This window comes from Bradyrhizobium sp. 138 (genome assembly GCF_023074075.1).
Classification (GTDB): Bacteria; Pseudomonadota; Alphaproteobacteria; order Rhizobiales; family Xanthobacteraceae; genus Bradyrhizobium.
On sequence record NZ_JADPKT010000022.1, the window covers coordinates 161,177 to 187,193 of the forward strand.

General features: G+C 63.0%; 34 protein-coding genes and 1 tRNA gene. 13 read left to right on the forward strand and 22 right to left on the reverse strand.

The window, feature by feature from the left end; all coding sequences use genetic code 11:
* Positions 1 to 32 precede the first annotated feature (32 nt).
* On the reverse strand, positions 33 to 716 hold the full coding sequence (locus IVA79_RS12395) for a GntR family transcriptional regulator (protein ID WP_247553245.1): 684 nt from the start codon (positions 714 to 716) through the stop codon (positions 33 to 35).
* A 229-nt stretch (positions 717 to 945) separates the two neighbouring features.
* On the opposite strand from IVA79_RS12395, the gene IVA79_RS12400 reads away from it, so the two are divergent.
* The 4 genes from IVA79_RS12400 (at position 946) to IVA79_RS12415 (ending at position 4,827) form a co-directional block, all read left to right on the forward strand.
* The gene (locus tag IVA79_RS12400) at positions 946 to 1,554 is read left to right on the forward strand and encodes a TRAP transporter small permease (protein ID WP_247553749.1); all 609 of its coding nucleotides are present in this window, start codon (positions 946 to 948) and stop codon (positions 1,552 to 1,554) included.
* Positions 1,554 to 2,819, forward strand: a complete 1,266-nt coding sequence (locus IVA79_RS12405) for a TRAP transporter large permease (protein WP_247553246.1) — start codon at positions 1,554 to 1,556, stop codon at positions 2,817 to 2,819. Before IVA79_RS12400 ends, IVA79_RS12405 begins: the two co-directional genes overlap by 1 nt.
* Before the next feature lie 24 nt (positions 2,820 to 2,843).
* Complete coding sequence (locus tag IVA79_RS12410; RefSeq protein WP_247553247.1) at positions 2,844 to 3,827, forward strand: TRAP transporter substrate-binding protein; 984 nt, start codon at positions 2,844 to 2,846, stop codon at positions 3,825 to 3,827.
* A 73-nt stretch (positions 3,828 to 3,900) separates the two neighbouring features.
* Positions 3,901 to 4,827 (forward strand): dihydrodipicolinate synthase family protein, encoded by a 927-nt coding sequence (locus IVA79_RS12415; protein ID WP_247553249.1) that lies wholly within the window; start codon positions 3,901 to 3,903, stop codon positions 4,825 to 4,827.
* A gap of 104 nt (positions 4,828 to 4,931) precedes the next feature.
* On the opposite strand, the gene IVA79_RS12420 is transcribed toward IVA79_RS12415, so the two are convergent.
* From IVA79_RS12420 to IVA79_RS12435, 4 genes are read right to left on the reverse strand one after another with little or no spacing between them, the layout of a single operon-like run.
* Complete coding sequence (locus IVA79_RS12420) at positions 4,932 to 5,843, reverse strand: hydroxymethylglutaryl-CoA lyase (protein ID WP_247553251.1); 912 nt, start codon at positions 5,841 to 5,843, stop codon at positions 4,932 to 4,934.
* Between the two features lies 1 nt (position 5,844).
* Complete coding sequence (locus IVA79_RS12425) at positions 5,845 to 7,848, reverse strand: acetyl/propionyl/methylcrotonyl-CoA carboxylase subunit alpha (protein WP_247553750.1); 2,004 nt, start codon at positions 7,846 to 7,848, stop codon at positions 5,845 to 5,847.
* A 2-nt stretch (positions 7,849 to 7,850) separates the two neighbouring features.
* Entirely contained in the window at positions 7,851 to 9,455 is a 1,605-nt protein-coding gene (locus IVA79_RS12430) for a carboxyl transferase domain-containing protein (RefSeq protein WP_247553254.1), read from the reverse strand.
* A gap of 24 nt (positions 9,456 to 9,479) precedes the next feature.
* Positions 9,480 to 10,652: an isovaleryl-CoA dehydrogenase gene (locus IVA79_RS12435; RefSeq protein ID WP_247553255.1), complete on the reverse strand. Its 1,173-nt coding sequence runs from the start codon at positions 10,650 to 10,652 to the stop codon at positions 9,480 to 9,482.
* A gap of 113 nt (positions 10,653 to 10,765) precedes the next feature.
* On the opposite strand from IVA79_RS12435, the gene IVA79_RS12440 reads away from it, so the two are divergent.
* Complete coding sequence (locus tag IVA79_RS12440; protein ID WP_247553256.1) at positions 10,766 to 11,794, forward strand: AraC family transcriptional regulator; 1,029 nt, start codon at positions 10,766 to 10,768, stop codon at positions 11,792 to 11,794.
* A 12-nt stretch (positions 11,795 to 11,806) separates the two neighbouring features.
* On the opposite strand, the gene IVA79_RS12445 is transcribed toward IVA79_RS12440, so the two are convergent.
* The 3 genes from IVA79_RS12445 to IVA79_RS12455 form a co-directional block, all read right to left on the reverse strand.
* A complete protein-coding gene (locus tag IVA79_RS12445; protein ID WP_247553257.1) occupies positions 11,807 to 13,477 on the reverse strand; it encodes a toll/interleukin-1 receptor domain-containing protein in 1,671 nt (556 codons plus the stop codon).
* On the reverse strand, positions 13,431 to 13,922 hold the full coding sequence (locus IVA79_RS12450) for an Lrp/AsnC family transcriptional regulator (protein WP_247553258.1): 492 nt from the start codon (positions 13,920 to 13,922) through the stop codon (positions 13,431 to 13,433). The genes IVA79_RS12445 and IVA79_RS12450 overlap by 47 nt, the downstream gene beginning before the upstream one ends.
* A gap of 172 nt (positions 13,923 to 14,094) precedes the next feature.
* Positions 14,095 to 14,400, reverse strand: coding sequence for an ETC complex I subunit (locus IVA79_RS12455; protein ID WP_247553259.1), 306 nt, complete (start codon positions 14,398 to 14,400; stop codon positions 14,095 to 14,097).
* Positions 14,401 to 14,658: 258 nt separating this feature from the next.
* Here IVA79_RS12455 and IVA79_RS12460 point away from each other — a divergent pair, with 258 nt between their 5' ends.
* Positions 14,659 to 15,831: an OpgC domain-containing protein gene (locus IVA79_RS12460; RefSeq protein WP_247553260.1), complete on the forward strand. Its 1,173-nt coding sequence runs from the start codon at positions 14,659 to 14,661 to the stop codon at positions 15,829 to 15,831.
* Between the two features lie 40 nt (positions 15,832 to 15,871).
* On the opposite strand, the gene IVA79_RS12465 is transcribed toward IVA79_RS12460, so the two are convergent.
* The 5 genes from IVA79_RS12465 to IVA79_RS12485 form a co-directional block, all read right to left on the reverse strand.
* Positions 15,872 to 16,066: a hypothetical protein gene (locus tag IVA79_RS12465; protein ID WP_247553261.1), complete on the reverse strand. Its 195-nt coding sequence runs from the start codon at positions 16,064 to 16,066 to the stop codon at positions 15,872 to 15,874.
* Positions 16,067 to 16,798: 732 nt separating this feature from the next.
* Positions 16,799 to 16,875 (reverse strand) — tRNA-Pro (locus tag IVA79_RS12470).
* Between the two features lie 97 nt (positions 16,876 to 16,972).
* The gene (locus tag IVA79_RS12475; RefSeq protein WP_247553262.1) at positions 16,973 to 17,455 is read right to left on the reverse strand and encodes a DUF192 domain-containing protein; all 483 of its coding nucleotides are present in this window, start codon (positions 17,453 to 17,455) and stop codon (positions 16,973 to 16,975) included.
* A gap of 147 nt (positions 17,456 to 17,602) precedes the next feature.
* Positions 17,603 to 18,259, reverse strand: a complete 657-nt coding sequence (locus IVA79_RS12480; RefSeq protein WP_247553263.1) for a cold-shock protein — start codon at positions 18,257 to 18,259, stop codon at positions 17,603 to 17,605.
* Between the two features lie 197 nt (positions 18,260 to 18,456).
* Complete coding sequence (locus tag IVA79_RS12485) at positions 18,457 to 19,221, reverse strand: NAD-dependent protein deacetylase (RefSeq protein WP_247553265.1); 765 nt, start codon at positions 19,219 to 19,221, stop codon at positions 18,457 to 18,459.
* A 205-nt stretch (positions 19,222 to 19,426) separates the two neighbouring features.
* Between IVA79_RS12485 and IVA79_RS12490 the strand changes: the two genes are divergently transcribed.
* Positions 19,427 to 19,627, forward strand: coding sequence for a hypothetical protein (locus IVA79_RS12490; RefSeq protein ID WP_247553267.1), 201 nt, complete (start codon positions 19,427 to 19,429; stop codon positions 19,625 to 19,627).
* Between the two features lie 64 nt (positions 19,628 to 19,691).
* On the opposite strand, the gene IVA79_RS12495 is transcribed toward IVA79_RS12490, so the two are convergent.
* Positions 19,692 to 19,982, reverse strand: coding sequence for a hypothetical protein (locus IVA79_RS12495; RefSeq protein WP_247553269.1), 291 nt, complete (start codon positions 19,980 to 19,982; stop codon positions 19,692 to 19,694).
* 280 nt (positions 19,983 to 20,262) lie between these two features.
* Here IVA79_RS12495 and IVA79_RS12500 point away from each other — a divergent pair, with 280 nt between their 5' ends.
* Positions 20,263 to 20,493, forward strand: a complete 231-nt coding sequence (locus IVA79_RS12500) for a hypothetical protein (RefSeq protein WP_247553272.1) — start codon at positions 20,263 to 20,265, stop codon at positions 20,491 to 20,493.
* A 56-nt stretch (positions 20,494 to 20,549) separates the two neighbouring features.
* Positions 20,550 to 20,696: a hypothetical protein gene (locus IVA79_RS12505; protein WP_247553274.1), complete on the forward strand. Its 147-nt coding sequence runs from the start codon at positions 20,550 to 20,552 to the stop codon at positions 20,694 to 20,696.
* A 15-nt stretch (positions 20,697 to 20,711) separates the two neighbouring features.
* Here IVA79_RS12505 and IVA79_RS12510 read toward each other — a convergent pair whose 3' ends face one another.
* From IVA79_RS12510 to IVA79_RS12525, 4 genes are all read right to left on the reverse strand, one after another.
* The gene (locus tag IVA79_RS12510) at positions 20,712 to 20,909 is read right to left on the reverse strand and encodes a hypothetical protein (RefSeq protein ID WP_247553276.1); all 198 of its coding nucleotides are present in this window, start codon (positions 20,907 to 20,909) and stop codon (positions 20,712 to 20,714) included.
* A gap of 549 nt (positions 20,910 to 21,458) precedes the next feature.
* On the reverse strand, positions 21,459 to 21,707 hold the full coding sequence (locus tag IVA79_RS12515; RefSeq protein WP_247553278.1) for a hypothetical protein: 249 nt from the start codon (positions 21,705 to 21,707) through the stop codon (positions 21,459 to 21,461).
* 28 nt (positions 21,708 to 21,735) lie between these two features.
* The gene (locus IVA79_RS12520) at positions 21,736 to 21,873 is read right to left on the reverse strand and encodes a hypothetical protein (protein WP_247553279.1); all 138 of its coding nucleotides are present in this window, start codon (positions 21,871 to 21,873) and stop codon (positions 21,736 to 21,738) included.
* Between the two features lie 444 nt (positions 21,874 to 22,317).
* Positions 22,318 to 22,614 (reverse strand): HU family DNA-binding protein, encoded by a 297-nt coding sequence (locus IVA79_RS12525; RefSeq protein ID WP_018323108.1) that lies wholly within the window; start codon positions 22,612 to 22,614, stop codon positions 22,318 to 22,320.
* Positions 22,615 to 22,964: 350 nt separating this feature from the next.
* Here IVA79_RS12525 and IVA79_RS12530 point away from each other — a divergent pair, with 350 nt between their 5' ends.
* Positions 22,965 to 23,456, forward strand: coding sequence for a hypothetical protein (locus tag IVA79_RS12530; protein WP_247553280.1), 492 nt, complete (start codon positions 22,965 to 22,967; stop codon positions 23,454 to 23,456).
* A gap of 111 nt (positions 23,457 to 23,567) precedes the next feature.
* Positions 23,568 to 23,870 carry a hypothetical protein gene (locus tag IVA79_RS12535; RefSeq protein ID WP_247553281.1) on the forward strand — a complete coding sequence of 101 codons (303 nt, stop codon included), beginning with the start codon at positions 23,568 to 23,570 and terminating at the stop codon, positions 23,868 to 23,870.
* 80 nt (positions 23,871 to 23,950) lie between these two features.
* Here IVA79_RS12535 and IVA79_RS12540 read toward each other — a convergent pair whose 3' ends face one another.
* From IVA79_RS12540 to IVA79_RS12550, 3 genes are all read right to left on the reverse strand, one after another.
* Entirely contained in the window at positions 23,951 to 24,112 is a 162-nt protein-coding gene (locus IVA79_RS12540; RefSeq protein ID WP_247553282.1) for a hypothetical protein, read from the reverse strand.
* A gap of 65 nt (positions 24,113 to 24,177) precedes the next feature.
* Positions 24,178 to 24,405 (reverse strand): hypothetical protein, encoded by a 228-nt coding sequence (locus tag IVA79_RS12545; RefSeq protein WP_247553283.1) that lies wholly within the window; start codon positions 24,403 to 24,405, stop codon positions 24,178 to 24,180.
* Positions 24,399 to 24,632 (reverse strand): hypothetical protein, encoded by a 234-nt coding sequence (locus tag IVA79_RS12550; RefSeq protein ID WP_247553284.1) that lies wholly within the window; start codon positions 24,630 to 24,632, stop codon positions 24,399 to 24,401. Before IVA79_RS12550 ends, IVA79_RS12545 begins: the two co-directional genes overlap by 7 nt.
* A gap of 94 nt (positions 24,633 to 24,726) precedes the next feature.
* On the opposite strand from IVA79_RS12550, the gene IVA79_RS12555 reads away from it, so the two are divergent.
* Positions 24,727 to 24,918, forward strand: a complete 192-nt coding sequence (locus IVA79_RS12555; protein ID WP_247553285.1) for a DUF3072 domain-containing protein — start codon at positions 24,727 to 24,729, stop codon at positions 24,916 to 24,918.
* 58 nt (positions 24,919 to 24,976) lie between these two features.
* A complete protein-coding gene (locus IVA79_RS12560; RefSeq protein ID WP_247553286.1) occupies positions 24,977 to 25,129 on the forward strand; it encodes a hypothetical protein in 153 nt (50 codons plus the stop codon).
* A gap of 104 nt (positions 25,130 to 25,233) precedes the next feature.
* Here IVA79_RS12560 and IVA79_RS12565 read toward each other — a convergent pair whose 3' ends face one another.
* Positions 25,234 to 25,668 carry a hypothetical protein gene (locus IVA79_RS12565; RefSeq protein WP_247553287.1) on the reverse strand — a complete coding sequence of 145 codons (435 nt, stop codon included), beginning with the start codon at positions 25,666 to 25,668 and terminating at the stop codon, positions 25,234 to 25,236.
* Positions 25,669 to 26,017 lie beyond the last annotated feature (349 nt).

Below are 26,017 nucleotides of genomic sequence, written 5' to 3' on the forward strand. Positions count from 1 at the left end.
ACATCTGCAAGTCTAACCCACCCTACGATTTTCTACGAATTCTCCTTCCGCCGCCCCTTCGGCGCGTTCGCCACCACCTGCAACAGATCCTTGCGCACGGCTTCGATGTGCCGCTCCAGGAAGCGGCAGGCCTCCTCGACCTTCTGCGCACGGCAGAGCGCGATCAGATGGGCGTGCTCCTTTTCGGCAATCCCCATCGCCTTGGTGTTGGAGAGCTGCAAACGCGTGTACCGGTCACTGGTCTGGAGCAGTGACAGCACGATCGTGCGGGTGCGCGGCTGCGGGGCGTGCACGTAGAGCGCCATGTGGAAGTCGGCATTGAGCTGACCCCAGTCGCTGACGTTCCTCGCCTTGATGGCCTTCTCGAAGCTCTTGTGAATATCGTCGAGCCCGTCGAAATCCTCCGCGGTGAAACGCGGCGCCGATTGCGCCAGCAGGCGCGGCTCCAGGATCCGGCGCAGGTCGAACACATCGTTGATTTCGTCGAGCGACAGCTCCGAGACGATGGCGCCCTTCTGCGGGACGATCCGCACCAGGCCTTCGGCCTCGAGCTGAAACAGCGCCTCGCGAACGGGAATGCGGCTGACGCCGTAGGCCTCGCCGAGCGCATCCTGGCGCAACTGCGATCCGGCCGGATAGGTGCCGTCGAGGATCGCCTGGCGGAGCTGATCGACAATCGCGGCCGACAGGGTGCGATGCTTCAGAGGCTGTTTCATCTGACCTTCTGTTGTCCTTCCCGACTCGTTCGGCCGACGCGGTCCCTGTCTTGCATGTCGAGGAGCCCGGCAAAAGGCGAGCACTCGACCAAACGAAGTGCCCAGCAAAAGCGCGCCCCTGCCGCCGAATTGATCGCATTCTCCGTTTGACTCCCAAAATGTATAAATTATACATTTGACAATCGCACCACAAATCTTCGGGTTGGGCCACTTCATGATCGAGCAGACGATGCCGGCCACGCGCGCGCTCAGCGTCCGACGTACGATCGTCCGGATGTCGAGCGCCCTGCTCGCCTTCGAGCGCCTGGCGCTGATGGGCCTGATGTACCTGCTCACCGGCCTGATCCTGGTGAACGTCGTCACCCGCTACTCGCGTTTCCCGATCTACTGGATCGATGAATCCGCTGTTTATTGCGTGGTCTGGCTGACCTTCATCGGGGCGTCCGCGATGACCCGTCTGCGGCTCGATTTCGCAGTGACCATGCTGACGGAGCGTCTTTCGCCGACGCACCAGAAGCTCGCCAAGGTGGTCTCGACCGGCCTCGTCGTCGTGTTCGGCGTCGCGCTGATCGTGACCTGCGTGCTCTGGATGGACCCAATTGGTCTCGCCCGCGCCGGCTTCGACGGGCGCAAGCTCGCGGCTGAGACCTTCAACTTTCTCTATACCGAGCGCACCCAGACACTGAACTGGCCGACCTGGGTGCTCTATCTGACGCTGCCGATCTTCGCGGTGTCGATGACCGTTCACGGTCTCGCCAATCTCTTGGAAGATCTCGGGCTGGTCCCGCGCACCGCGCCAAAAGGCTTTCAGCTCTCCGAGCTGGACGGGGTCAACTGATGATCACGTCAGCGGCCTTCATGGCATTCATGCTGGTCGGCGTGCCGATCGGGCTTTGCCTGTGCCTCGCCGGCCTCGTCTATATCGCGGCCTCCGGCAATCCCGTGCTATTCCAGTCCTATCCGCTCCAGCTGTTCGGCGGCGTGGACAGCTACGGCCTGATCGCGATTCCGCTGTTCATCCTGATTGGCGAGATCATGAATGGCGGCGGCATCACCCGGCGCATCGTCGACATGGCGATGGCCTTCGTCGGCTCGCTCAAGGGCGGGCTCGCCTACGTCAACATCCTCGCCAACATGTTCATCTCCTCGATCCTGGGATCTGCGACCGCGCAGGTTGCGATCATGGCCCAGATCATGGTGCCGGAGATGGAGAAGAAGGGCTACGACAAGACCTTCGCGGCCGGCCTCACCGCCTATGGCGGCATGCTCGGCCCGATCATCCCGCCGTCGGTGATGTTCGTGGTCTACAGCGTGCTGGCACAGGTCTCGGTCAGCGACATGCTGATCGCCGGCATCGTGCCGGGCGTCATTCTCACCGTGATGTTCTGCCTCGTGATCGCGCTGATGGGCTACGTCTACAACTATCCCCGCGCGGATTATCAGACGCCACGCCAGCGCGTCATGACCATCCTGCGGACGTCACCGACGCTGCTGATCCCGATCGTCATCGTCGGCACCATTCTCGGCGGTCTCGCCAACGCAACGGAATCCGCAGCCGTCGGTGCTGTCGCAGCTGCACTGGTCGGAAAGTTCTGGACCAAGGAATTCCAATTCTCCCAGCTGCCGCAGATGATGCTGCGCAGCGCGATCTATTCGGCGATCGTGCTGTTCCTGGTCGCGGCCGCAGCGGTGTTCTCTTGGGTCCTGATCTTCGGCAAGGTGCCGCAGGAGACCGCGGCCTGGATCCAGACCGCCGCCAAGGACCCCGTCAGCTTCATGCTGATCTGCAACGTGATCCTGCTGGTGATCGGCACGGTCATCGACGGCATTCCCGGCCTGATCATGACCGTGCCGATCCTGCTGCCTGTTGCAACCGAGGTCTATCACATCGATCCCAGGCATTTCGGCGTCGTGGTGGTGATCAATCTGGTGCTCGGTCTGCTGTCGCCGCCGGTCGGGCTCTGCTTCTTCGTCGCGGCCGCCGTCACCGGCGCCAAGCCCGGCAAGATGTTCATGGTGACGCTGCCGTTCTTCGTCATCTCCTGCGTCCTCCTCGTGCTGCTCTCGCTCTACCCGTCGCTCTCGCTGATCCTCGTCAAATAGGCCCATCCAGAAGGAAGCCCGACCATGCCGCTTACCCGCCGCCGCTTTCTCGCCGCCAGTGCCGCCGCATCGGTGTTCGCGCCACAGCTGGCGCTTGCCCAGGCCAAGGAATTCCGCCTCGGCCTGATCACGCCGAACGGCCATTCATGGAACAAGGCCGCGCTCAAATTCGGCGACGATCTCAAGGCCGCCTCCAATGGCCGCCTGACCTTGACCGTGTTCCACTCCGGCCAGCTTGGCAGCGAGACCGCGATGATGCAGCAATTGCAGTCCGGCGCGCTCGACATGGGCTTCATCCAGGCCGCCGAGCTCGGCTCGCGCGTGCCGCACATCGCGGCGATCAACGCGCCCTACATCGTCCGCTCGACGCCGGCCGTTGCGAAATTCGTGCGGCATCCGGCGGCGGTGAAGCTGTTCGACGTGCTGCCGCAGGAGACCGGCACCATCGGGCTCGGCTGGGGCATCACCGGCATGCGCGCGGTGTTCTCCTCCAAGGACCTCAACACGCTCGCCGACATCAAGGGTATGAAGCTGCGCATCAACCCGACGCCGGTCTATCGCGACTTCTATTCCTCGCTTGGAGCCGCGCCCACCCCGATCCCGACGCCGCAGGTGTTCGACGCGATGGCCAACGGCCAGGTCGATGGTCTCGAATCCGATCTCGAATTCTCCTGGAACCAGCGCTTCGACAAGGTGTCGAAGGTGATCCTGCAGATGAATGCCGTCTTCATGCCGATGGCAGCCGTCGTCTCCGGCCGGGTCTGGCAGTCGCTGCCGCCTGCCGACCGCGAGCTGATCACCAAGCTGGTGAAGTCGACGCTGGACGCGCAGATCGACGAGCTCGCCGGCAACGAACCCGCGCTGATCGAGAATTTCAAGAAGGCGCCGATCCCGATCCGCCAGGTCGACGCCAAGGACACCGAGGCCGTCATCGCGGAGTTCGACAAGATCTGGCTGCCCAAGGCACCCGTTCTCGCCGAGCTGCGCAAGGTCGGCGCCACGCTCTAATTCTATTCGCCATCCTCTTCACAACGACCCGGCGGATCCAGCCCCCGCCGGCAACTTCACTTGGAGTGAAATCATGACCCGCCGCGTTTCCTGGGAAGGTGTCTTCCCGGCCGTGACCACGCAATTCAACGACGACCTCTCGCTCAACATCGACGCGACCGCCAAGGTGATGGACGGGCTGATCCGCGATGGCGTCTCCGGCCTGATCGTCTGCGGCTCGGTCGGCGAGAACACCTCGCTCGAGCGCAAGGAGAAGGTCGCGATCATGGAGACCGCGAAGTCGGTCGCCGCCGGCCGCGTGCCCGTGCTGTGCGGCATCGCCGAATTCACCACGGCCTTCGCGGTCGAGACCGCCAAGGAAGCCGCGCGCGTCGGCATCGACGGCGTCATGGTGATGCCGGCGCTGGTCTATTCGTCGAAGCCGCACGAGACCGCCGCGCATTTCCGCGCCGTCGCCAGCGCAACCGACCTGCCGGTCATGCTCTACAACAACCCGCCGATCTACAAGAACGACGTCACCCCCGACATCCTGGCTTCGCTCGCCGACGTCGAGACCGTGGTCTGCTTCAAGGATTCCTCCGGCGACACGCGGCGCTTCATCGACACCCGCAACATGGTCGGCGACCGCTTCGTGCTGTTCGCAGGGCTCGACGACGTCATCGTCGAGAGCGTCGCGATGGGTGCCGTGGGCTGGGTCTCCGGCATGTCGAACGCCTTCCCGCGTGAGGGCGAGACGCTGTTTCGCTTGGCCAAGGCCGGCCGCTTTGCCGAGGCAATGCCACTCTACGAATGGTTCATGCCGCTGTTGCATCTCGATGCCCGGCCGGATCTCGTCCAGTGCATCAAGCTGTGCGAGCACATCATGGGCCGCGGCACCGCGCTGACCCGCCCGCCGCGCCTCGCACTGCTGCCGCATGAGAAGGCCGAGGTCGAGGCCATGATGGCCAAGGCGCTCAAGAACCGGCCACGTCTGCCGGATGTGGGATTGAAGGCGGCTTAAACAAAGGTCTCGTAGGGTGGGCAAAGCGTAGCGTGCCCACCACCTGTCGCTATCATGAAGAGATGGTGGGCACGGCGCTACGCGCCTTTGCCCACCCTACGGTCCTAGGTGGCCGTCCGCTTCTTCTTCGCGTTCAGCGCGGACGCCACGCGGCTCACGGGCGGTTTGCCCAGCACGCCGCTCATTTCGTTGGTCGCGGCCAGCAACTTCTCCATATCGACGCCGGTCCTGACGCCCATGCCTTCGAGCATATAGACGACATCCTCAGTCGCGACGTTGCCGGTCGCGCCCGGCGCATAGGGACAGCCGCCGAGGCCGCCGGCGGCGGCGTCGATGACGCGGACGCCCTCCTCCATCCCCGCATAGAGGTTGGCGAGCGCCTGGCCGTAAGTGTCGTGGAAATGCATCGCGAGCCTGGCTGATGGAACGTTGGCGGCAACAGCGCGCAGCATCTCCTTCGCCTTGTCTGGCGTGCCAACGCCGATGGTGTCGCCGAGCGAGATCTCGTAGCAGCCGAGCTCGAACAGCGTGCTCGCGAGATCGGCGACCGCCTTCGGCTTGATCTCGCCGTCGAACGGGCAGCCGAGCACGCAGGAGATATAGCCGCGCACCTTGACGCCATCGGCCTTGGCGCGGGCCAGCACCGGCTTGAACCGCTCGATGGACTCCGCGACCGTGCAATTGATATTGGCGCGGGAAAAGCCTTCGGAGGCTGCCGCGAACACCGAGACCACCTTCGCACCGGCGGCACGCGCGGCGTCATAGCCCTTCTCGTTCGGCACCAGCACGTGAAATTCGGCGGCCTTCACATGCGCGACGCCGCGCAGCACGGCGTCCGAGCTTGCCATTTGCGGGATCGCCTTGGGCGAGACGAAGGCACCGACCTCGACCGTATTGAGCCCGGCCACGACCAGCGCCTCGACAAAGGCGATGCGGGCCTCGACGCTGACCGGCACCTTCTCGTTCTGGAGCCCGTCGCGCGGCCCCATTTCGACGATGCGGACCTGGTCGCTCATGTCACTCTCCCGCGGGCTCAACCACGGCGAGCTCGATGCCCTCCTGCACGATGTCGCCGACCTTGCACTTGATGGATTTCAACAAGCCCGCATAGGGCGCGCGCAGCGTCTGCTCCATCTTCATCACTTCCAGGGTGAGGATTGGCGCGCCCTTCTCGAGCGTCGCGCCCTCCTCGGCGAGCACCGCGACGACCGTTCCCGGCAAGGGGGCCGCGATCTTGTCCTCGCCGACATGTTCCTCGCTCTCGCCGCCGAACGGATCGACCCAGTGCAGGTCGAACCGGCCGTTGCGCGTGCGCAAATACAGCTCATGGCCGTCGATCACGGCCGCAACGGAGGATTTGACGCCGTCGAGTGTGAGATGGAAGCCGCCCTCGCGCGACGCGATCGCGAAGGCCAGCTCGCGTTCACCGATCACCAACGTCGACAGCCCGCTGCCGTAGTTCAGCGTGATCTTCTGCTCGGCCCCGTGCCCGACCCGGAACGCAAAATTTCGCTGGCGGCGGCCGACCGGCTGCCAGCCGAAAGTCTGCCAGGGCGAATTCGCCTGCGCTCGTGCCGTCTGCTGCTCCTCGTTGATGACAGCGGCGACAGCGGCGCAGAGTTCGAGCTCACCCGGCGCCGGCGCGGCCTGTGTCAGCACCGCAAGTTCGCGCTCGATGAAACCGGTATCGATCGCATTCGTCCGCAGCTTCGGATGCGTCATCAGCGCCGACAGGAACGGGATGTTGGTGACGATGCCGCGAACGTCGGACTCTTCCAACCCTCGGTTCAGCCGCTCGATTGCAACATCGCGCGTCGGTGCCCATGCGATCATCTTGGCAAGCATGGCGTCATAGTACGGTGACACCGTATCGCCCTCGCGATAGCCGGCGTCGATGCGCAGGCCGCCGGTCTCCGTCGGCAACCGCCAGGTCGAGATCCTGCCGACCGACGGCATGAAGTTTTTGGTCGGGTTTTCCGCGTAGACGCGTGCCTCGACGGCGTGGCCGTTGAGCTTGATCTCGTTCTGCTTGAGCGGCAGCGCCTCGCCGAAGGCGACGCGCAGCTGCCATTCGACGAGGTCGATGCCCGTGATCAGCTCAGTCACGGGATGCTCGACCTGCAGACGCGTGTTCATCTCGATGAAGAACACGTCCTTGCCGTCGGAGACGAACTCGATGGTGCCGGCCCCGACATAGTTCACCGCGCCAGCCGCTTTTCGCGCGGCAGCGCAGACGGTCTCGCGCTGCGCGGCGTTGAGCGTCGGCGACGGCGCCTCCTCGATCACCTTCTGGTGGCGGCGTTGCAAGGTGCACTCGCGCTCGAACAGCGACAGGAGATTGCCGTGGCTGTCGCCGATCACCTGCACTTCGATATGCCGGGGATTGTCGACATATTTTTCGATCAGCATGCGGTCGTCGCCGAACGCGGCCTTGGCCTCGCGCTTGGCGCTGACGATCGCAGCTCCAAGCTCGTCCGCCGAACGCACGATGCGCATGCCGCGGCCGCCGCCGCCGGCAGAGGCCTTCACCAGAATGGGAAAGCCGATCTTCTCTGCGGCCTTCGAAAGCGTCGCATCGTCCTGTGCCTCGCCGTGATAGCCGGGCACCAGCGGCACGCCGGCCTTTTCCATCAGCTCCTTCGAACCGGACTTCGAGCCCATTGCCGTCATCATCCCGGCGGTCGGGCCGACGAAGACAAGGCCCGCATCGAAGCAAGCCCGCGCGAATTCGGCATTCTCCGACAGGAAGCCGTAGCCGGGGTGCACGGCCTCGGCGCCGGTCTTGCGCGCGGCCTCGATCAGCCGCTCGACATTGAGATAGCTGTCGCGGGCCCGTGCAGGCCCGAGCAGCACGGCTTCGTCCGCGAGCGCAACATGCATCGCGTCGCGGTCGGCCTCGGAATAGACCGCGACCGTGCGCAAGCCCATGGCGCGCGCGGTGCGGATGACGCGGCAGGCAATCTCGCCGCGGTTGGCGATCAGGAGGGTGCGAAAACGCCGGTAGAGCTTTGAGCGGTCCATCATCACATCCTGAACAGGCCGAATTTCGTCGGTTCGGTCGGCGCATTCGACGCCGCCGAGAGACCAAGGCCGAGCACGAGGCGCGTGTCGGCCGGGTCGATCACGCCGTCGTCCCAGAGACGCGCGGTCGCATAATACGGATGCCCCTGGCTCTCATATTGCGCCCGGATGGGCTCGCGGAATTTATCTTCCTCCTCCCTAGACCAGCTATCGCCCTTGGCCTCGATATTGTCGCGCCGGACCTGGCTCAGCACCATCGAGGCCTGCTCGCCGCCCATCACCGAGATGCGCGCGTTCGGCCACATCCAGAGGAAGCGCGGCGAGTAGGCACGGCCGCACATGCCGTAATTGCCGGCGCCATAGGAGCCGCCGATCACCACCGTGAATTTCGGCACCGAGGCGGTCGCGACCGCCGTCACCAGCTTGGCGCCGTCGCGGGCGATGCCGCCGGCCTCGTATTTCTTGCCGACCATGAAGCCGGTGATGTTCTGTAAGAAAACAAGAGGAATGCCGCGCTGGCAGCACAGCTCGATGAAATGCGCCCCCTTCAGCGAGCTCTCGCTGAACAGAATGCCGTTATTGGCGATGATGCCGACCGGATAGCCCCAGATATGGGCAAAGCCGCACACCAGCGTCGTGCCGTAGAGCTTCTTGAACTCGTCGAACTCCGAGCCATCGACGAGCCGGGCGATGATGTCGCGTACGTCGAACGGCTTGCGACCGTCGACGGGCACCACGCCATAAATCTCCTCTGCCGCAAACAGCGGATCGCGCGGCTTGTGCATGTTGAGGTTCGGCCGCACCGACGGTTTCAGCGTGCCGACGATGCGGCGCGCGATGCCGATCGCGTGGGCATCGTTCTGGGCGTAATGGTCGGTCACGCCCGACTGCCGCGAATGCACGTCGGCGCCGCCGAGCTCCTCGGCGCTGACCACCTCGCCGGTCGCGGCCTTCACCAGCGGCGGGCCGCCGAGGAAGATGGTGCCCTGATTGCGCACGATGATGCTCTCATCCGACATCGCCGGGACATAGGCGCCGCCGGCGGTGCAGGAGCCCATCACGATCGCGATCTGCGGGATCCCTTGCGAGGACATCTGCGCCTGGTTGTAGAAGATCCGGCCGAAATGGCGCTCGTCCGGGAAGATCTCGTCCTGCAGCGGCAGGAACGCGCCGCCGGAATCGACCATGTAGACACAGGGCAGATTATTCTGCCGCGCAATGTCCTGGGCGCGCAGATGCTTCTTCACCGTCATCGGATAGTAGGTGCCACCCTTGATGGTGGCGTCGTTGGCGACGATCACGCATTCGCGGCCCGAGACGCGCCCCACCCCGGTGACGACGCTCGCCGAATGCACGTCGCCGCCATAGAGGCCGTAGGCTGCGAGCGGCGACAGCTCCAGGAACGAGGTGCCGGGATCGACCAGCAGGTCGACGCGCTCGCGTGCCAGCATCTTGCCGCGCGCGGTGTGGCGGTTGCGCGAGACCTCGCCGCCGCCGCCGGCGACCTGACTGAGTTTTTCGCGCAAGTCCGCGACGAGGCTGCGCATGGCCTCGGAATTGCGCGCAAAGTCTTGGGAAGACGGATCGATGCTGGAATGGAGCGGCATGATGATTCCAATTGGGTGAAGGTTCTAGGCCGTCTCGGCCATCAGTTCGCGGCCGATCAGCATGCGGCGAACCTCGGACGTTCCGGCGCCGATCTCGTAGAGTTTTGCGTCACGCCAGAGACGCCCCACAGGGAATTCGCTGGTATAGCCGACGCCGCCGAGCGCCTGGATTGCCTCGCCGGCCATCCACGTCGCCTTCTCCGCGGAATAGAGGATCGCGGCAGCCGCATCCTTGCGTAAGCTGCGTGCGTGATCGGCGCGGTCGCAGGCCCGACCCACCGCATAGACATAGGCGCGCGTGGCCTGCCAGGTCGCATACATGTCGGCGAGCTTGCCCTGCATCAGCTGGAAGTCGCCGATCGGCTGGCCGAACTGTTTCCGTTCGTGCATGTAGGGCACCACTGCGTCCATGCAGGCCGCCATGATGCCGAGCGGGCCGCCAGAGAGCACCGCGCGCTCATAGTCGAGGCCGGACATCAACACCTTGACGCCCTCACCCACCTTGCCCATCACGTTCTCCTCCGGCACCTCGCACTCGTCGAAGAACAAGGGATAGGTGTTGGAGCCGCGCATGCCGAGCTTGTCGAGATGCTTGCCGTGGGTGAAGCCCTTAAAACCCTTCTCGACGAGGAAAGCGGTCATGCCGCGCGGACCCGCCTCCGGGTCGGTCTTGGCGTAGACCACCAGCACGTCGGCATCGCCGCCATTGGTGATCCACATCTTCGAGCCGTTGAGCACGTAGCGGTCGCCGCGCTTGTCGGCGCGCAGCTTCATCGAGACAACGTCAGAGCCGGCCCCCGGCTCGGACATCGCGAGCGCGCCGACATATTCGCCGGAAATCAGCTTCGGCAGATAGCGCTGCCGTTGCGCGTCGTTGCCGTTGCGGCGGATCTGATTGACGCAGAGGTTGGAATGGGCGCCGTAGGACAGGCCGACGGCGGCGGAGCCGCGCGAAATCTCCTCCATGGCGACGATATGGGCGAGATAGCCCATGTTGGAGCCGCCATATTGCTCCGGCGCGGTCATGCCGAGCAGGCCGAGGTCGCCAAGGCGCTTCCAGAGGTCTGCCGGAAACAGGTTAGCCTTCTCGATCTCGGCGGCACGCGGAGTGATCTCCGCCTCCACGAAAGCGCGAAGCGTATCGCGCAGCATGCCAATGTCTTCGCCCAGATCGAAATCGATGCTCGGGATGTTCAAGGCGATTCCTCCGTATTTTTGGCCTTCGAACCTACCGGTATCGAAGCCCTCTTGCGGTCGAAAAGGTTGCATTTTCCGCCAAACTTAGCGAGGATTTTTCGGAAGGAATTCCGATGCCTTTTCAAGCCGCAACCGCGATCCCGCGCCGCGCCGTGACCCCCGCCGCCTTTGTCCGCGGCGTGGTTGCCGCCTATGCGCGCTACGGGCGCGACCCGGCCGAGGCGCTCAGCCGGGGTCAGGTAGCGCCAGACCTTGTCAATTCTCCGGATGGACGGGTCACGGCCGCCCAGTTCGAGGCCCTGGCAGGCCATGCCATGCGCGAGCTCGACGACGAGGCGCTCGGCTGGTTCTCGCGCCGGCTGCCTTGGGGCACCTATGGCATGCTGTGCCGCGCCTCGATCACGGCGCCGACGCTGGAAGTCGCGCTCAAACGCTGGTGCCGGCACCATCGCCTGCTCACCGAAGACGTGCTGCTCGATCTCGAGGTTGGCGAAGAGACCGCTGTGGTGTCCATCCGGGAGCTGCGCGACCTCGGGCCCTTGCGCGAATTCTGCCTCGTCACCCTGCTCCGCTACGCGCTCGGCTTCTCTTGTTGGGCGGTGGATTCCGCGATTGCGCTACGCGCGGCGGAATTCCCTTACCCCCAGCCCGGCCACGTCTCGGTCTATCCGACCATCTTCTGCAAGACCATGCGCTTCGACGCGGACCGCGCCCGCATCGTCTTCGACAAGCATTATCTCGCGCTGCCGCTCACGCGCAGCGCCGCCGATCTCGACAACATGCTCAAGGGCGCGCTCAGGCTGACCGTGCTGCCCTATCGGCGCGACCGCCTGCTGATCGAGCGTGTCCGCCGCGTGCTCCGCAATGCCCGTGGACGCAGCCTCGGGGCCGAGGACGTCGCGAGCGAACTAGCCCTCTCCACCCGTACCATGCATCGGCGCCTGCGCGAGGAAGCGACCTCGCTGCGCGATCTCAAGGAAGAGGCGAAGTTCGAACTGGCAAAACAGGAGCTGATGCGCGGCCGCACGCCGATCAAGCGGATTGCGGAGATCGCCGGCTTCCGCAACGAAAAGAGCTTTTCACGCGCCTTTCGCAGCTGGACCGGCGCAAGTCCGCGCGAGTTTCGGGGGCGGTACCGGTGAGACGCGCAGGCGTCACGCCGCCGTCTCGATGTCAGAACCGATCAGCATCTTGACGGCGTCGTCGAGCGCCTTGGCGTTGTCGGTCAATTCCTGCTCGGATCGCTTCATCATCTGTGCGACGCGCGCGCAGCTCCGCGACAGGAACTCGATGTTGAGCAGTCGCATGGCATTGATGACCGTACGGTAACGTTCGACGTCCGAACCGACAAGGCCCGGCCGAATGACGGTCTTTCCATCGGTCGACAGCCCCAGTGATCGGTACATCTCGCGTGCCAGGATCGGCCAGTGGTTCAATAGACGCGACATCTTCTCGCTTTCGACGTCGTCGAATGCCGCCAGAAAGTCCTCCGTACTGATATTGCCGCGTGTCCGCGATTCAACCGTCAGATCTTCGATCACGCGGGGGATCTGCTGGATCCGGCGCTCGCGCTCGTCGGACGATTGCGCGTCGGCAGAGAATTTCTGGATGATCTCGGACCTGAACCGGTAACCCATGCGGATGGCGGTCAAGAGCGAAAGCTGCTTGCTCGACAATCCGGTCAGCGGCCCGCCGACCTCCTCGATCGCCAGGAACTCGCAGCGATAATCGCCATCACCCTGGATACGAGCTCGGTGCAGCAAGGTCCGATAGCGCCGGCCGCCGCGCCCGATCAGCACGGCCTGCGGCGCAACGAACTCGTTCTCGCGCGCCGCAAGCAGGATCTGCGCGGTTTCCTCAAGCCATTTGTAGACGAAGTTCTGCCTTCCAGTTTCCGTATTTGCCAGCCGCTGGACCTTGCACCAGGGGACGGACTGCGCCTGGATGGTGAAGAGATCGCCGAGCACATTGTCGTCGCCGGTGAACAGGGCCGCAGGTGGAATCTGCCCATGGGCGAGTTCGGCGTCGGGCGCCACGAAATGCACGCGCGGATAGCCGTCGAATTCACGAATCTCGCCGAACAGGCCGCTATCCAGCTTGCCGACCAGCCCGCGCAATTCGCTGGCATCGACGTCGATGGCGCTCCTCTCGAAAATGCCGATCAACTCCTTGATGAGCTGATCCTTGCTCGTCAGCATCTGCAAGTGGCTGAGCGGACCTGGCGGCTCCACGTTCGGGCGGATCAGGCAGAAGATCCGGCGATCGATGGCTGCCGGTTTTGCGGCGGCAAAATATCCGGCTTCATAAAAGCACCAGGACCAGTCCTCGTACGGCGCGCCGTAAAGCAGAAACAGGCTTTGCGCTGTCCGAAGATGATGCTCGATAGAGGGCCGCCATTCATTGCCGCGCGGGATGTCCTCCGAAATGAAGACATCGATGAGTCCATGCGAAGCGGTTTCGATGACCTTCTTCATCGCACGGGCTGTCCGGCCGTATTCAGACCGGTGACTGATGAAAATCGGGTTGGGAGCCATGACGCGCTTCCCCCAGGGTAAAATCCGGCCCGGCCACAATCCGGGCGACCTCTGGGAAGCATGGACCCGCGCAGATTGTTGCTCTGTGAGGGAGTTCACACGGCCGCGTCTAATTTTGGGGCCGACATATTTACCCTTCGGCATTGCCAGGGGTTGAGGCTTGCGCTGAGACAAGCCGGAGATCGTCTCCCACTTCGTCGAAAGCGATCCAAATGCAACGCCGGCCGCCGGCTGGCGTGGCCCACTAACCCGCGGACACAGCCGCGACGTCCTGCAACGGCAGCGGCACATCCTTGGCAACACCCAACACCGGGAAGCTGCGAACGTTCTTCACATCGGGCATTGCGGCGAAATGCAGCAGCTGCTGGCGCATGCTCTCGACGCTCGGCGCCACGCATTTCAAGAGATAATCGGTGTCGCCCGAAATCCGCCAGCACTGCTGGATGCGCGGGATCGCAGCGATCGAGCTCTCGAACGCCTCCAGCACCGGCTGGGCCTGGCTGCCGAGCTGGATCGAGACGAACGACACCACCTCATAGCCGAGCCGCCGCTCGTCGATGACCGCGCGCACCGCCCGGATCACGCCGCGGCTGAACAGCGACTTCAGCCGGCGCAGGCAGTTCGGCGCGGACACGCCGACGCGCAGCGCCAGCTCGTTGTTGCGCACCCGTCCGTCCTGCTGCAGCTCGGATAAGATCTTCAGATCGACGCCGTCGAGCTGGTCCCGCCCCGCCATACCCCACCTCGCTATGGTCGTGTCATGCGAGGCAGCGAAGCATGGGCCGGAATTGGTGCCAAGAGGCCCGGGCCTCTCTCCGTCAGGGCCGGGCATAGCCGTCAAGGACGGCGTCGCTTCCACTCGCCTTTGTCCCGGGCATGACGGACGTCTCGGGCTCCGGATCGGCCCCTCAATGCGTCCAGGGCTCGCCGCGGCGGAACGAGAAATTGTCGGCATAGGCAACCGGGCGCCGGATCGAATCCTGCGGCTCGATCACCTGGTAGGCGATGCCCTTGCGTTCGCAATAGGCGATCGCCTCCTCCTTGGAGTCGAAGCGCAGCGTGATCTGCTGCTTCATGTCGCCGGACGAGGTCCAGCCCATCAGCGGCTCGACCGCGCGCGGCTGCTCCGGCTCGTAGTCGAGCTGCCATTCCCTGGTCTTGGAGCGGCCGGATTGCATCGCGTTCTTGGCGGGCTTGAAAATGCGTGCGGTCATTTGGCGGTCCGGCCTCTTCGTCTTTAGCGTTCGATTTCGATGCGTCACGGTAGCAGTTGGTGGAAACCTCAGGGATAGTATAGAGACACCGATTGGGAACTGATCGGTGATTCCGGGGCCTCCCGGCATCCTCGCCAACGGTATAGTCATTATGCTGCACCGTGACAATTGCGTACCCGCCTTCCGCGCCGGGGTCCCGCCCGGCGGCATTGCCTCGCCGATATCAGTGTAACCGTCCCCTCCGAGAGCTCTCGTCGCATGGCCTTCCTGAACATCAATGCCACGCTCCCTGACAAAGGCCGTGACCTCAGGCTCGACCTGTTTCGCGGCGTCGCGAATTGGGCGATCTTCCTCGACCACATTCCCGACAACGTCGTGAACTGGATCACGACGCGCAATTACGGTTTTTCCGACGCCGCCGACCTGTTCGTCTTCATCTCCGGCTACACCGCATCCTTCGTCTATGCGCGGATGATGCTGGACCGCGGCTTCATCGTCGGCGCCACCAGGCTCACCAAGCGGGTCTGGCAGCTCTACGTCGCCCACATCATCCTGTTCGTGATCTATATCGCCTCGATCAGCTATCTGGCGCTGCGCTTCGGCGATAGCGAGATGATCAACGAGTTCAACGTGGCCGGCCTCGTCGACAACGCCACCGAGACGCTGCGCCAGGGCCTGTTCCTGCGCTTCAAGCCGCTCAATCTCGACGTGCTGCCGCTCTACATCGTGCTGATGGGACTGTTCCCGCCGGTGCTGTGGTTCATGCTGCGCAAGCCCGATCTCACGATGGTGCTGTCGATCGTGCTGTGGCTGGTCGCGCGTCACTTCGGCTGGAATCTGAACGCCTATCCGGCCGGCCAGTGGTACTTCAACCCGTATTGCTGGCAGGTGCTGTTCGTGTTCGGCGCCTGGTGTGCGATGGGCGGCGCGCGCCGCTCGATGACGCTGATCAACGCGCCGGTCACGCTCTACCTCTGCCTCGGTTATCTCCTGTTCGCGCTGGTCATGACCATGGCCGGCCGCTTCCCCACGTTCGGCGGCATGTTCCCGGAGTGGCTGTTCTCGGCCTTCAACCCAAACGACAAGACCAACCTCGCGCCCTATCGCTTCATCCACTTCGTCGTGATCGTGATCCTGGTGATCCGCTTCGTGCCGAAGGAATGGCCGGGGCTCGAATGGAAGGTGTTCGATCCCTTGATCGTCTGCGGCCAGCAGTCGCTCGCCGTGTTCTGCGTCGGCGTGTTCCTGTCCTTCGTCGGCCATTTCGAACTGTCGATGAGCTCGGGCTCGCTGCTCGCGCAGATCTTCGTCAGCGTCGCCGGCATCGCGATCATGACGACGGTGGCCTATTACATCTCGTGGTCGAAGAAGCAGGACAAGCCGCTGAAGCCGCCGCCCAAGCCGGCGGAAACCGCGGCGAAGGCGGCCTGAGGCAAAGGCCAACGACCTTGCGCCTGACGCCAGCGTTGCGTCAGGCCGCTTCCTCGCCGTCGAACTCGGTGAATTTCCTGTAGATCCAGTCGCGGCCGTCGTGGCGGCGCCAGACCTTGCCGTAGACGAGCTGCCCGTTGATCGAGCGGCGGGGCACGATCACGGTCCAGAGGTGCCAGATCTCGCTCCAACTCGCTTGCGGACCGGCGGTTTTGAAGTTGCGATCGACAGACATGGCGCAGAACTCACAGGATACGCGCGCTGCGACGAACTGTGACCTCGTGTGAGCACGAATTGCAGGCAGCCCATCGCAGGCCGGGACCGATCTGATAACGATCGCCAAGGCGGCCGCAACAACCGCTGATCCTTAACCTAACCGGTCAACCTTACTTCTCGTGGCTTCGGACCGGAACCGGTTGAAAGAGAGCGCCTGGTTTTTTAGAATGTTCGTGATTTGAGATGGCCGCGCCGTCTTGGGCGCGTGGCAATTTGATCGAGCTGACGTCAGATTCTGTCATTGAATTTCGAGGCGCTTCGCCGGGGCGATCAAGATGAATTTGCAATGTGCACGTCTTCGCCTGGCGCTGCAAATGGCGCCGGTCGCAACGACCCCGGCGCAAGAGCCGCCGCAGGCCGCCAACGACAATCAGACGGTCTGGCCGTTCGTCCCGTTTCCGCCGGGCTGGCACGCGTCGGGTTGCTCGGCCGCATCTGACAAATGACGTCCGAAAAGCGCAACGCCGCGCAAGCGGAATATCATCGCTTGGCGGCGTCCGTTTAGACATTGGGCGCTGAAATCCCCAACACCGATATGTCTGTGGCGACGCCCAAAGGTTCGATGCAGCGCCGGCAATTCTGTCCCGGTCAGCGGACCCGATCGGTTGAAACATCGCGCGGAGGTCGCGAAACGAGGTCCGGATCCGCCTGTCAAATCGCGACGACTACCGTCATGAGATGAGGTCGGGACTGGTCGGGGCAGCTGGATTCGAACCAACGACCTGCAGTACCCAAAACTGCCGCGCTACCAGGCTGCGCTATACCCCGAATGTCCGGCGAACCCCGTCGATACACGCTTCCAAAGGCGCCAGCAAGCTTACAAACTGGCGCCAGCAAGGCTGGCAACGCCCCTCGCCTGCCCGCCCTATTTGCTGCCGAACAGAGGATGGCCGACGCGGTCACCGGGGCGGATGCCGTATTTCTGCGCCGTTCCCGCCACCACCTCCAGTACGGCCCGGGCGGGCCCCCGGGACGAGATGATCTTCGTCGACATCGGCTCGGTGTTCTCGGCGATGCGCAGGATGCGGCCGTCGGCGCGGATGAAGATCATGTCGAGCGAGACATAGGTGTTCTTCATCCACATCGAGATTTCCTGCTCGGGATTGAAGTCGAACAGCATGCCTTTGCCGTCCGCCAATTCCTTGCGGTACATCAGGCCGGTCTCCTTCTCCTCTGCGGTCGTCGCCATTTCCACCGAGAACACCTGCACGCCGTTCTTGGTGACGATCTCCAGCGGCTGGAAGCTGGCGGCGCCGGCGGGCGCACTGACCGCACAGCCGGCGATGACGAGGATGGCGGCAAGCCAGCCCTTCAGAGCGGACCAGACGTCCTTGCGATCAGATTTCATGGGGGCACTCGAGGCGTGGGACTGGAACAGTCCTTACGCGGCGATCGCCAGAAAAGCCAGAGGCGCGCCGGCCAGCCGGCGCGCGTCCATTGCTCACGATTGCGGGACCTGGTGCCCTAAATTTTGGCGCCCTAAATTCCGGCGCCTTTAGTGCGACTGCAATCCCGGCGATCCGGTCTCGGGATGGATCTCGGCCGCCATCATGCCTTTGGAGCCGGGCCCGAAGCGGACCAGGACGTACTGGCCGGGCCTGAGCTCGGTCATGCCGAAGCGGCGCAGCGTCTCCATGTGCACGAAAATGTCGGGCGTGCCCTCGCCGCAGGTCAGGAAGCCGAAGCCGCGCAGGCGATTGAACCATTTGACCTGGGCCCGTTCCAGCCCGCTGGTCGGGGTGACCGTGACATGGGTGCGCGGCGGCAGCATCTGCGCCGGATGGATCGCCGTCGACTCGTCCATCGAGACCACGCGGAACGCCTGGTAACCCTTGGCGCGCTGAATGCACTCGACGACGATGCGGGCGCCTTCATAGGCGGTCTGGAAGCCGTCGCGCCTGAGCACGGTAACGTGCAGGAGCACGTCCGGCCAGCCATTGTCGGGAACGATGAAGCCGTAGCCCTTGGAGGCGTCGAACCATTTGATGACGCCGTGGACTTCGACGAGGTTGGCGCTGGTCTCACCCAACCCGCTGAAGGGACTGAGCGCGCTGTCGCGGCCGGCGCTGCCGTGTTCGCCCGGACGCCCGGACGATACTCCCTGCCCGGGAACCCCGAGCTTCTTGGACTCAAATCCGTCCGACGACCCCATAACCCCGGACCCCACACTGTCATGCGACCCGCCTCAGCAGCGGCGTCGAATCACGCGTCTTTCGAGAACCTTCTCAACTGGACGCGACGCGAATCTTTCGACTCAAAAGATAACACTCCCGGTTGCGAGGCATAGACAAAAAAGAGATTCGCCGGAACCTATGAACAGCTTGCACAGCCGCGAATCAAACTGATGCCTCAATTGCCGGCAAAGGGCCCGAGCGCTTCGCCGATGTCGTGGTGAATGACGAGGTCGGCGATGTCGTCCTGTTCGGTCGGCTCGCGATTGATGATCACCAAACGTGCACCGGCGTTCTTCGCCATCATCGGAAAGCCCGCCGCCGGCCAGACCACGAGCGAGGAACCGATCGCGATGAAGAGGTCGCAGGCGCGCGATAACGCGGTGGCGCGCTGCATTTCTTCGTCCGGCATCATCTGGCCGAAGGAGATCGTGGCGGTCTTCACCGGCTCCTCGCAGGCGGTACAATTGGGCGCGACGCCGCCGTTGTCGTCGAAGCGACGCTTCACCCAGTCGAGCGGATAGGCCTGTCCGCATCCGATGCAGCGCGCATAAGTGGTATTGCCGTGAAGTTCAACCACATGCTCGTCGGCAAAGCCGGAGGCTTGGTGCAGATTGTCGATGTTCTGGGTGATGACGGCTGGAACCTTGCCGGCGCGGTAGAGCGAGGCCAGCGCACGATGGCCGCGGCCGGGCTTTGCGGTCGCAAACACCTCCTCCATCGCAAAACGGCGGCGCCAGGATTCATTGCGCGCTTCCTGGCTGGCGACGAACTCGCCGAACTCGATCGGACGATAGCGCGTCCAAATTCCGCCCGGCGAGCGGAAGTCGGGAATGCCGCACTCGGTCGAAATGCCGGCGCCGGTGAACGGCGCGATGGTCCTGGCCTCGGCGATCATGTCGCCGAGCCGTTCAACGCCGCTTTGAAGATCTGGTGCAATCAATCGCGGCCTCCCGACTCGTTTTGCCCTGCCAGCAACCAAGCCAAGCGGCAAGATTGTTGACGCTCTTATCAAGCGCTAACGCGAAGAGCTCGGCAATTTTTTCCGGCCTTCGCATATCACAATCCTGCAATGCCTCCTCCCCATTGACGCCCCATTCAGGAGCATCAATGGATGTGTAAATGCGACTCAAGATGATGCGGCGGCAGTGCTTGAGCTCAGCAGCAAAACCGAGGGGATGGCCATGACCGAAGACGAAGAACGCAAAGCCCGTGAGCGCGATGAGATCGCCGCCCGTGTCGCCGCCTTCCGTGCCACGCAGGAAAAATTCAAGCGCGAGCGCGAAGAGTATTTCGTGTCGACGCTGGAGAACGCCCGTAAGGTCGAACGGCCCTCGCTTTGGCCGTAAAACGCATCTGATCGATGCGCATGAAAAAAGCCCGGAGCATCGCTCCGGGCTTTTCGCTTGCTAGTTACCAATGGCGCCAGTGGTGATGGTGCCGGTAGTACGGCCCGCCGCCGTAATAAGCGTAGGGGCCAGGCCCGTAGTAATAGCTGGGTCCGTCATAATAGCCGTAGCGGGGACCGTAATAGCCGTAGGGGTGTGACGCTGCGACCGCGCCCGCGGTGATCGCGCCGGCGGCGAGGCCGAATGCGAGACCCGGGCCGATGCCGCGCCCACGCGCCTCGGCAGGCGCCGGGGCTACAACCGCGCTCACGCCGACGGCTGCGACGGTGGCCAGAACTGCCAGTGTCTTCTTCATGCTGTCCTCCTTCGCGTCTTGCGGAGATAACGAGGAGCGCCCGCGATGGTTGCGCAACGGATGCGGAACCGGTCACCGCAAAAACTTCGATGGAGCCGGAACGAAATCGCCGGGCGGGCATTACCTCTTCAAGTGCGGGAGCCTCCGCCATCCGGGTAGAGGCAACAGCACGAAGCCCCGTCAGTATCTCCGCGATGCTGGCGGGGTTTTCAGTTTCCAGGGAGCAGATGGCAGCACCCGGCAATGGCCGCCAGCGGGGCGAACGATCGAGGAGGAAAGTTTGCCCCTATCTGCCTTGCTGGCCCGTATCCGCAAGCTGGTTCCCAAATCCGACGATCAACATTACGACGAGATCGTTCGCAGCTTCGGGGTCGGTACGCTGCACCCGCCGCCGACGCCGATGAGTGACCGCGAGCTGGCGCAGGCCATCGCCGAGTTCCTGAAAGAGCAGCCGTCGAGCGAATCCGTTGCGACCCTCGGGCGGCGGTTCGACCCACCCTCTCCGGTCTAAAGTTCCTTCGCGAGAGCAGGGAACCAGGATTGCGCGCGGACGTTGAGTCCTTTCTGATGCAGAGCAAAGAGGCCGACATGCCCGCCTGGCTCGAAGTTTTGCTCAACCTGTCCGGCTATGCCGGCTTCGTGGTGCTTGCCTCGCGCGGCGCCGCGGGCTCGCAGGCGCCGGCCGACGATCACGTCTATAGCGACAAGCGCTGACTGGCGTGCGCCGCTCTAATTGGCGTGCGGCGCTTGGCCCGCGGTGCGCACCAGTCGGTCGGCCTTGACCGCAACGCGCGTGTCCTCGACCTGAGGCCGCAGCGAGAAGCTGATCACCACGAAAGCGAGACAGAACAGCGCGCCGACCGTGGCGACACGCCGGTAAGTGTGCCGGTCGCCTTGGTAAAATGACGGCTCTGAAAAAGGTGTCATGACAAAATGGCTTCTTGGCTAAATCGTTTCTTGCTTGTCGTTGCCAGACACCTATCCCATGCAGCGGCAAGCGCAACGCGATTGGGCTTTTAACCTAACCGAATAGGGTTATTGGCTTCCGCGCAAATGATCGTTAGGAGTTTGCGCAACGCATCCTTTGTCACGGCCGGCCGCTTTCCGTATCGCGCAAAGCCGAGGCTGGCTCGGGACTTGCCGGCCGGCTTTGTTCCAGCTTCGACACCATTTCGTTCTCGAAGAACGAATCGGAATCGAAGAAATCGGCGCGGAGCAGGTCTTAACAAAACGTGCGGATGACGCGCGCGACGATCCGCTCACGTCGCAGCATCATCGTCCCACTCCCTAACGATGAGACGTGGACCGGACTGTGCGAAGCCTCACGCTGTCTCGTTCCGACACGCGCGGCCGCTTCGCCTCCGGCGGGCGTGTTCTGCATCCGACTCCATTTCGTTCTCGAAGAACGAATCGGAGTCGGAAAGTCGGCAGGGAAGCGATTCCTAACGATCGATGAAGGCGTGCGACTCAACCTCTTCAGCGGTCGTCGGCGCGATCTTCGGCGACAGGAATTTCGAGACGACCGCGAACACGATGACGATCTCGCGGCAAGGTTCGCATCGGAAGCTCTTGGCGGAGATCGCGATCATCGGCCTGGCGCAGCGCGGGCATGTCATGCAGGCCGAACGCTGATGGCAGATGTTCGTTCCCAAGACGTCGGCGGCGAATTTTCGCGGCCGATCCGGCAACCTCGCCGAAGCAAGCTTCGGGCGGGTGTGTCGTCATCCTACGCCCCGCTGCGAAAGCCGCCCGATCAAGCCGCCCGCTTCGTTTTGCCGTTCTGCGAGAAGCATTCCAGGATCTGGATGCGGAGCTCTTCTGCGGCCGGGCCCTCGAGCTTCCTGAGCTCGTTCCAGAGCCTGATCACTTCGCGCTGCTTTTCGACGGTCATGAGTCACCTCCAAGCGGTCTAGCTAACCTAAGGCACCTCACTAGAACAAAATGAGAACAAAAAGTCCAGCCCCTCCCGGGTGATTTTCCTCATGTCACGTTGAACCTTTTCGGCGCCGCACGGACTCATGGAAGCTGGGGATTTCAGCGCCCAGTCATATGGCAGCGCCGCGGTAGACGAACATATTCCGTCATCGCGGCGCTGTTGCTTTTTGGATTTTCAATTTTAAGTTAGGCGTATGGCTGGCGGCCAGGCGCTGAAATCCCAACGTCGTCAGCCAGAAGAGCCCCGTGCGAAAGCACGGGGTTTTTCTCTTGAGGTTCTCTGTGGTTCGTGCTGATCGTCGTGGTGATGTTCGGCATCGCCGTCGCCGAGCATCACCTTGTGCCGTTGATCGTTACGCCGGTTCGTGAAAAAACCCGCCGCAACGACATCGCCGGCGCCTTAGACGGCGTCCTTGGCCACCTTCAGCGGCGAGGCCTTGACCGACTTGCTCGCGGGCTTGGCGGCAAACTGCATCGGCTCCTTGGTGAAGGGATTGACGCCCATCCGGGCTTCGGTCGCCGGCTTGTTCACGACCGACATCTTCACGAAGCCGGGAATGACGAACTCGCCGGACTCGTTGAGCTCCTTGTAACCGACGGTGGCCATGTACTCGATCACCGACTTCACGTCGTTCTTCGAAAGCTGCGTGCCCTCGGCAATTGCATCAATCAATTGGGTCTTCGTCATCTTCGCCATGTCTGAATTCCTTTTGTGCGCGCGAGCAACTTTGCTGTGGACGCGGCTTGAAGCGCGGGGGGCGCGCTGCTGATCTCATGCCAGAGGCCATGAAGTGACGGGGCTTAGACCCCATCGAGGGCGAAAACGCAAGCAGGGCTTCCGTGAGGTTCCCGTCTTCCTGTGCAAGATGCCGCAGGACATGCAGTTTCTTTTTGAACCATTTTGCCGCTGGCGCGTCTTATCAATGAAGTCCCTAAGCTTCACCCCACCAGAGAGCCCCGCTTCCCCCAGGCGGGGTTTTCGCTTTTGAGGCATGGCAGAACGCCCCGGCCGACTATAATGGTCTGAAGGTTTCTCGCGGGGTGCTCATGAAGGTCGCTATCGTCGTCGCAGGCTTGATCGTTATCGTCGTGGCGGCCCTCGTCGCGATCCAGCCGAGCTTCCTGAAGCCTACGTCCCTCGCCCTCGTGAAAAAGTCCGACATCTTCGGCTTCTCGCCCGGGATGACGTTTGACGAGACCACAAAGCTCGTCAGTCAACGCCACTATCTCTGCCGCCAAAGCCGCGGCTCCTACAGCCTCGAATGCGACATCAACGGCGCCAAGGTCACGGTCGACAGCGACGAGGCCGACGCCAGGCACCCGATCCGGCGCGTCAATGCGACCTTGAACAATCCGTGGCCGCCGGACGCTGCCGTCAAATCGATCTCCGACCAGTTCAACGCGCAAGCCAGCAAGGACCGGGAGGGATGGACATGGATCGTCGGCCGCGGGCTGAAGCTGAGCTATGACGGCCTCGCCTTGAACCTCGTGGACGAGGCCACGGAGGCCCGGCTTCGCAACGAGGGAGCAAAACGCTAGAAGGTGAAGTCACTCAACGTGAAACTTGTGGCTCGGCCTGCCTTGTTGACACTTCAGTAACCTAACGCCGCCAAGCTCTGATCAGTATCGTTGCGTTGGAGTATCCTGACAGTGCTGGATTTTAACGAGCTGCGCGAACTCGCGGCCGATGTTCGTGTTTTCATCGACGTCGCCGAAGACAAGGCCGAAGCGCTCAGAGCCGTCATCACGGCCTATGACGTGGTGCTGGCGATCTTCCCCACTGACGAAGGCATGGGCCTTCACGTCATCAAGGGCAACCAGATCCTGGACACGATTGCAAATTCGCGGAGCCATGCGATCTACAGCCACACGGCCATCGCGGTCCCCGACCTGCAACACGCCCAGGCGCTCAAGCTGCTGACGGCCCCGGTCGAACAACGGATTGCGGCCTAGTTGCAGGCGGCGAAGGTGTCGGCACAGGCCGGCGTCATCGCCACGGCAAGCAAGGTGATCGTCTTTACGACGCTCCTTCGTCAGTGCTCCAGCAAGAACACTGCAGAGCCGATCACGATACAGCCGAGACCGAAGACGGCCGTCGCGATTTCGACGGCGTTCTCCAGGCCGAAAAGCCTGACCACGGCGCTCGATGCGGCAAACAGGTTATCCACGATTGCGCTGAGCAGGGCTTGAAGCATAACGATTGGTCGCGCCGTCGTCGGCGGGGTTCAACGGCCACGACCCACGCGTTAAGCAGCTCCCGCTACGGAATGTCCCCGGCCTTCCGGCTATCACCAATCGAGACCGGCTTGTTCAAAAAATACTCGCGATTGCCGGTCGCGGCTTCCGCGTACTGGTCGATGGCCACGATGATGGCCTGGACGTGGGCATAGCACCACCCTTCCCGCGTCGCTCTTCGGCGGACGTCCTCGAGCGCAGTCAGGAACGGCGACAACTCTCTTTCGTCGTCGAACCACCGCCTGCTCACCATGTCCTCCCGCCCAGCACCCTGCCCCTGGTCGCGCGCGGCTGCGCCGCCTTCAGCGCGTCACGCTGCGCGCAAAGACCTTCCACCTTCGCATCCATCCGCGACAGCAGCGCTTCGGCCGAGGCTGTCCCGAGACCTGCCCGCTGCAGCTGGAGGATCTCCTTCCGCTGCCTGCCCATCTGGATGCGCATCCGTTCGATCTCCCGCCTGACAGTCTCCAGGTCCGGCATGTTCCGCCTCGCGATTTGAATATGGCTCATGAGAACAAAAACGGAACGAAGAGTCGAGTCCGACGTTGTACGGAGACGGAAAAGGAGATGCGCGATGGCCGACAACACCCAGAAGGATCCGAAAGACTGGGTTTCCGGCGACGATCCGATGACGGCAGCCCAGGAATCCTACCTCAAGACCCTCGCCGAGCAGGCGCACCAGACCCCGCCCGAGGACGAGCTGACCAAGGCCGAGGCCTCCAAGCTGATCGACAAGATGCGGCAAAAGGCCGGGCTGGAAGAGTGACCCGTACAATTGCAGGAATCCGGGTCCGTGTGTATGCAAACGAAATTGGGAATCGAAAATGCCTTATTTCGTTTGCGCCCGCGACGGTGCCGGGCAGATCATCTTGAAACGAGACACCAGGGAAGCGGCCGAGAAGAAGGCCGCCGAGCTTCGCGACATGGGCTATTTTGAAGTCGCGATCATCGCGAAGGGAGTCGAGAAGGCTGCGTGAGCGATTGGCGCATTTGCGCGCCCTGCTTCCCGCAGGGAACAGATGATCGCTCGCCGTTTTGATTAGACTGGCGCAAATTCTGGAGGAGCCGGATGCCGTACTTCTCATCCAGGCAGGACCAAGCGCAACGCACCTGCAAGGTGCTTGCGGACGTCTTCTGCGCGATCTTGCTCGCGATCTATTCGATTGTTTTCTTCGGATTGCTCGGCGGCATTGCCGCCTTCGTCATCCTTGAGGCCGGCCTGCTCGCGGTCGATTGGTTGATTCCCGGTGAGGACGATGCGGCGGGCGTTATTCGCTAGCGACGCGCTTGAATTCGTAAATTCGGTGACGGTGCTAAATTCCATCGCCACCTGCTCGCTCTGCGGCCCGATCCACGCTCGGCGTAGAGCGGCATTAAGTGCACTGTCACCGTAACTAAAGTCCGACAAATCGGAATTCACCAAATACTTGGTGCCGGCATTCTCCCCCCCCTGCATGCCGACACTGACAGCCCCGTGGCGCCGCCGCTGCGGGGCTTTCCTTTCGGAGGCCGTCATGAGTGACCGCACCGGCAACGAGCCCGCACCCCTGCTGCTTTTCGGCGTCGCCATTCTCCCGGTCATCGCCGTGCTGGCGTGGTTCGCGCTCTGATTATAATCGGCGATGTTTTGAAGCGCAGGGCGGCACGGCTCTAAGCTCGTAGGATGGAGAGCCTTGTTGCGAGACTAAACATGATGGGTTTCGCAAGTGCTCTCCCCATTCTACGAGCTGGAAAAATTGCAGCGTCCTTCTGTAATCGACGTCTGCAAGCGGCGCAGCGATCGACTTCATCGGCAAGGGCGAAAGGCGAGAGCGGTTGAAAGCTGCGCCGCTGGACTGCACCGCCCGAATGACACAAGATCGTTT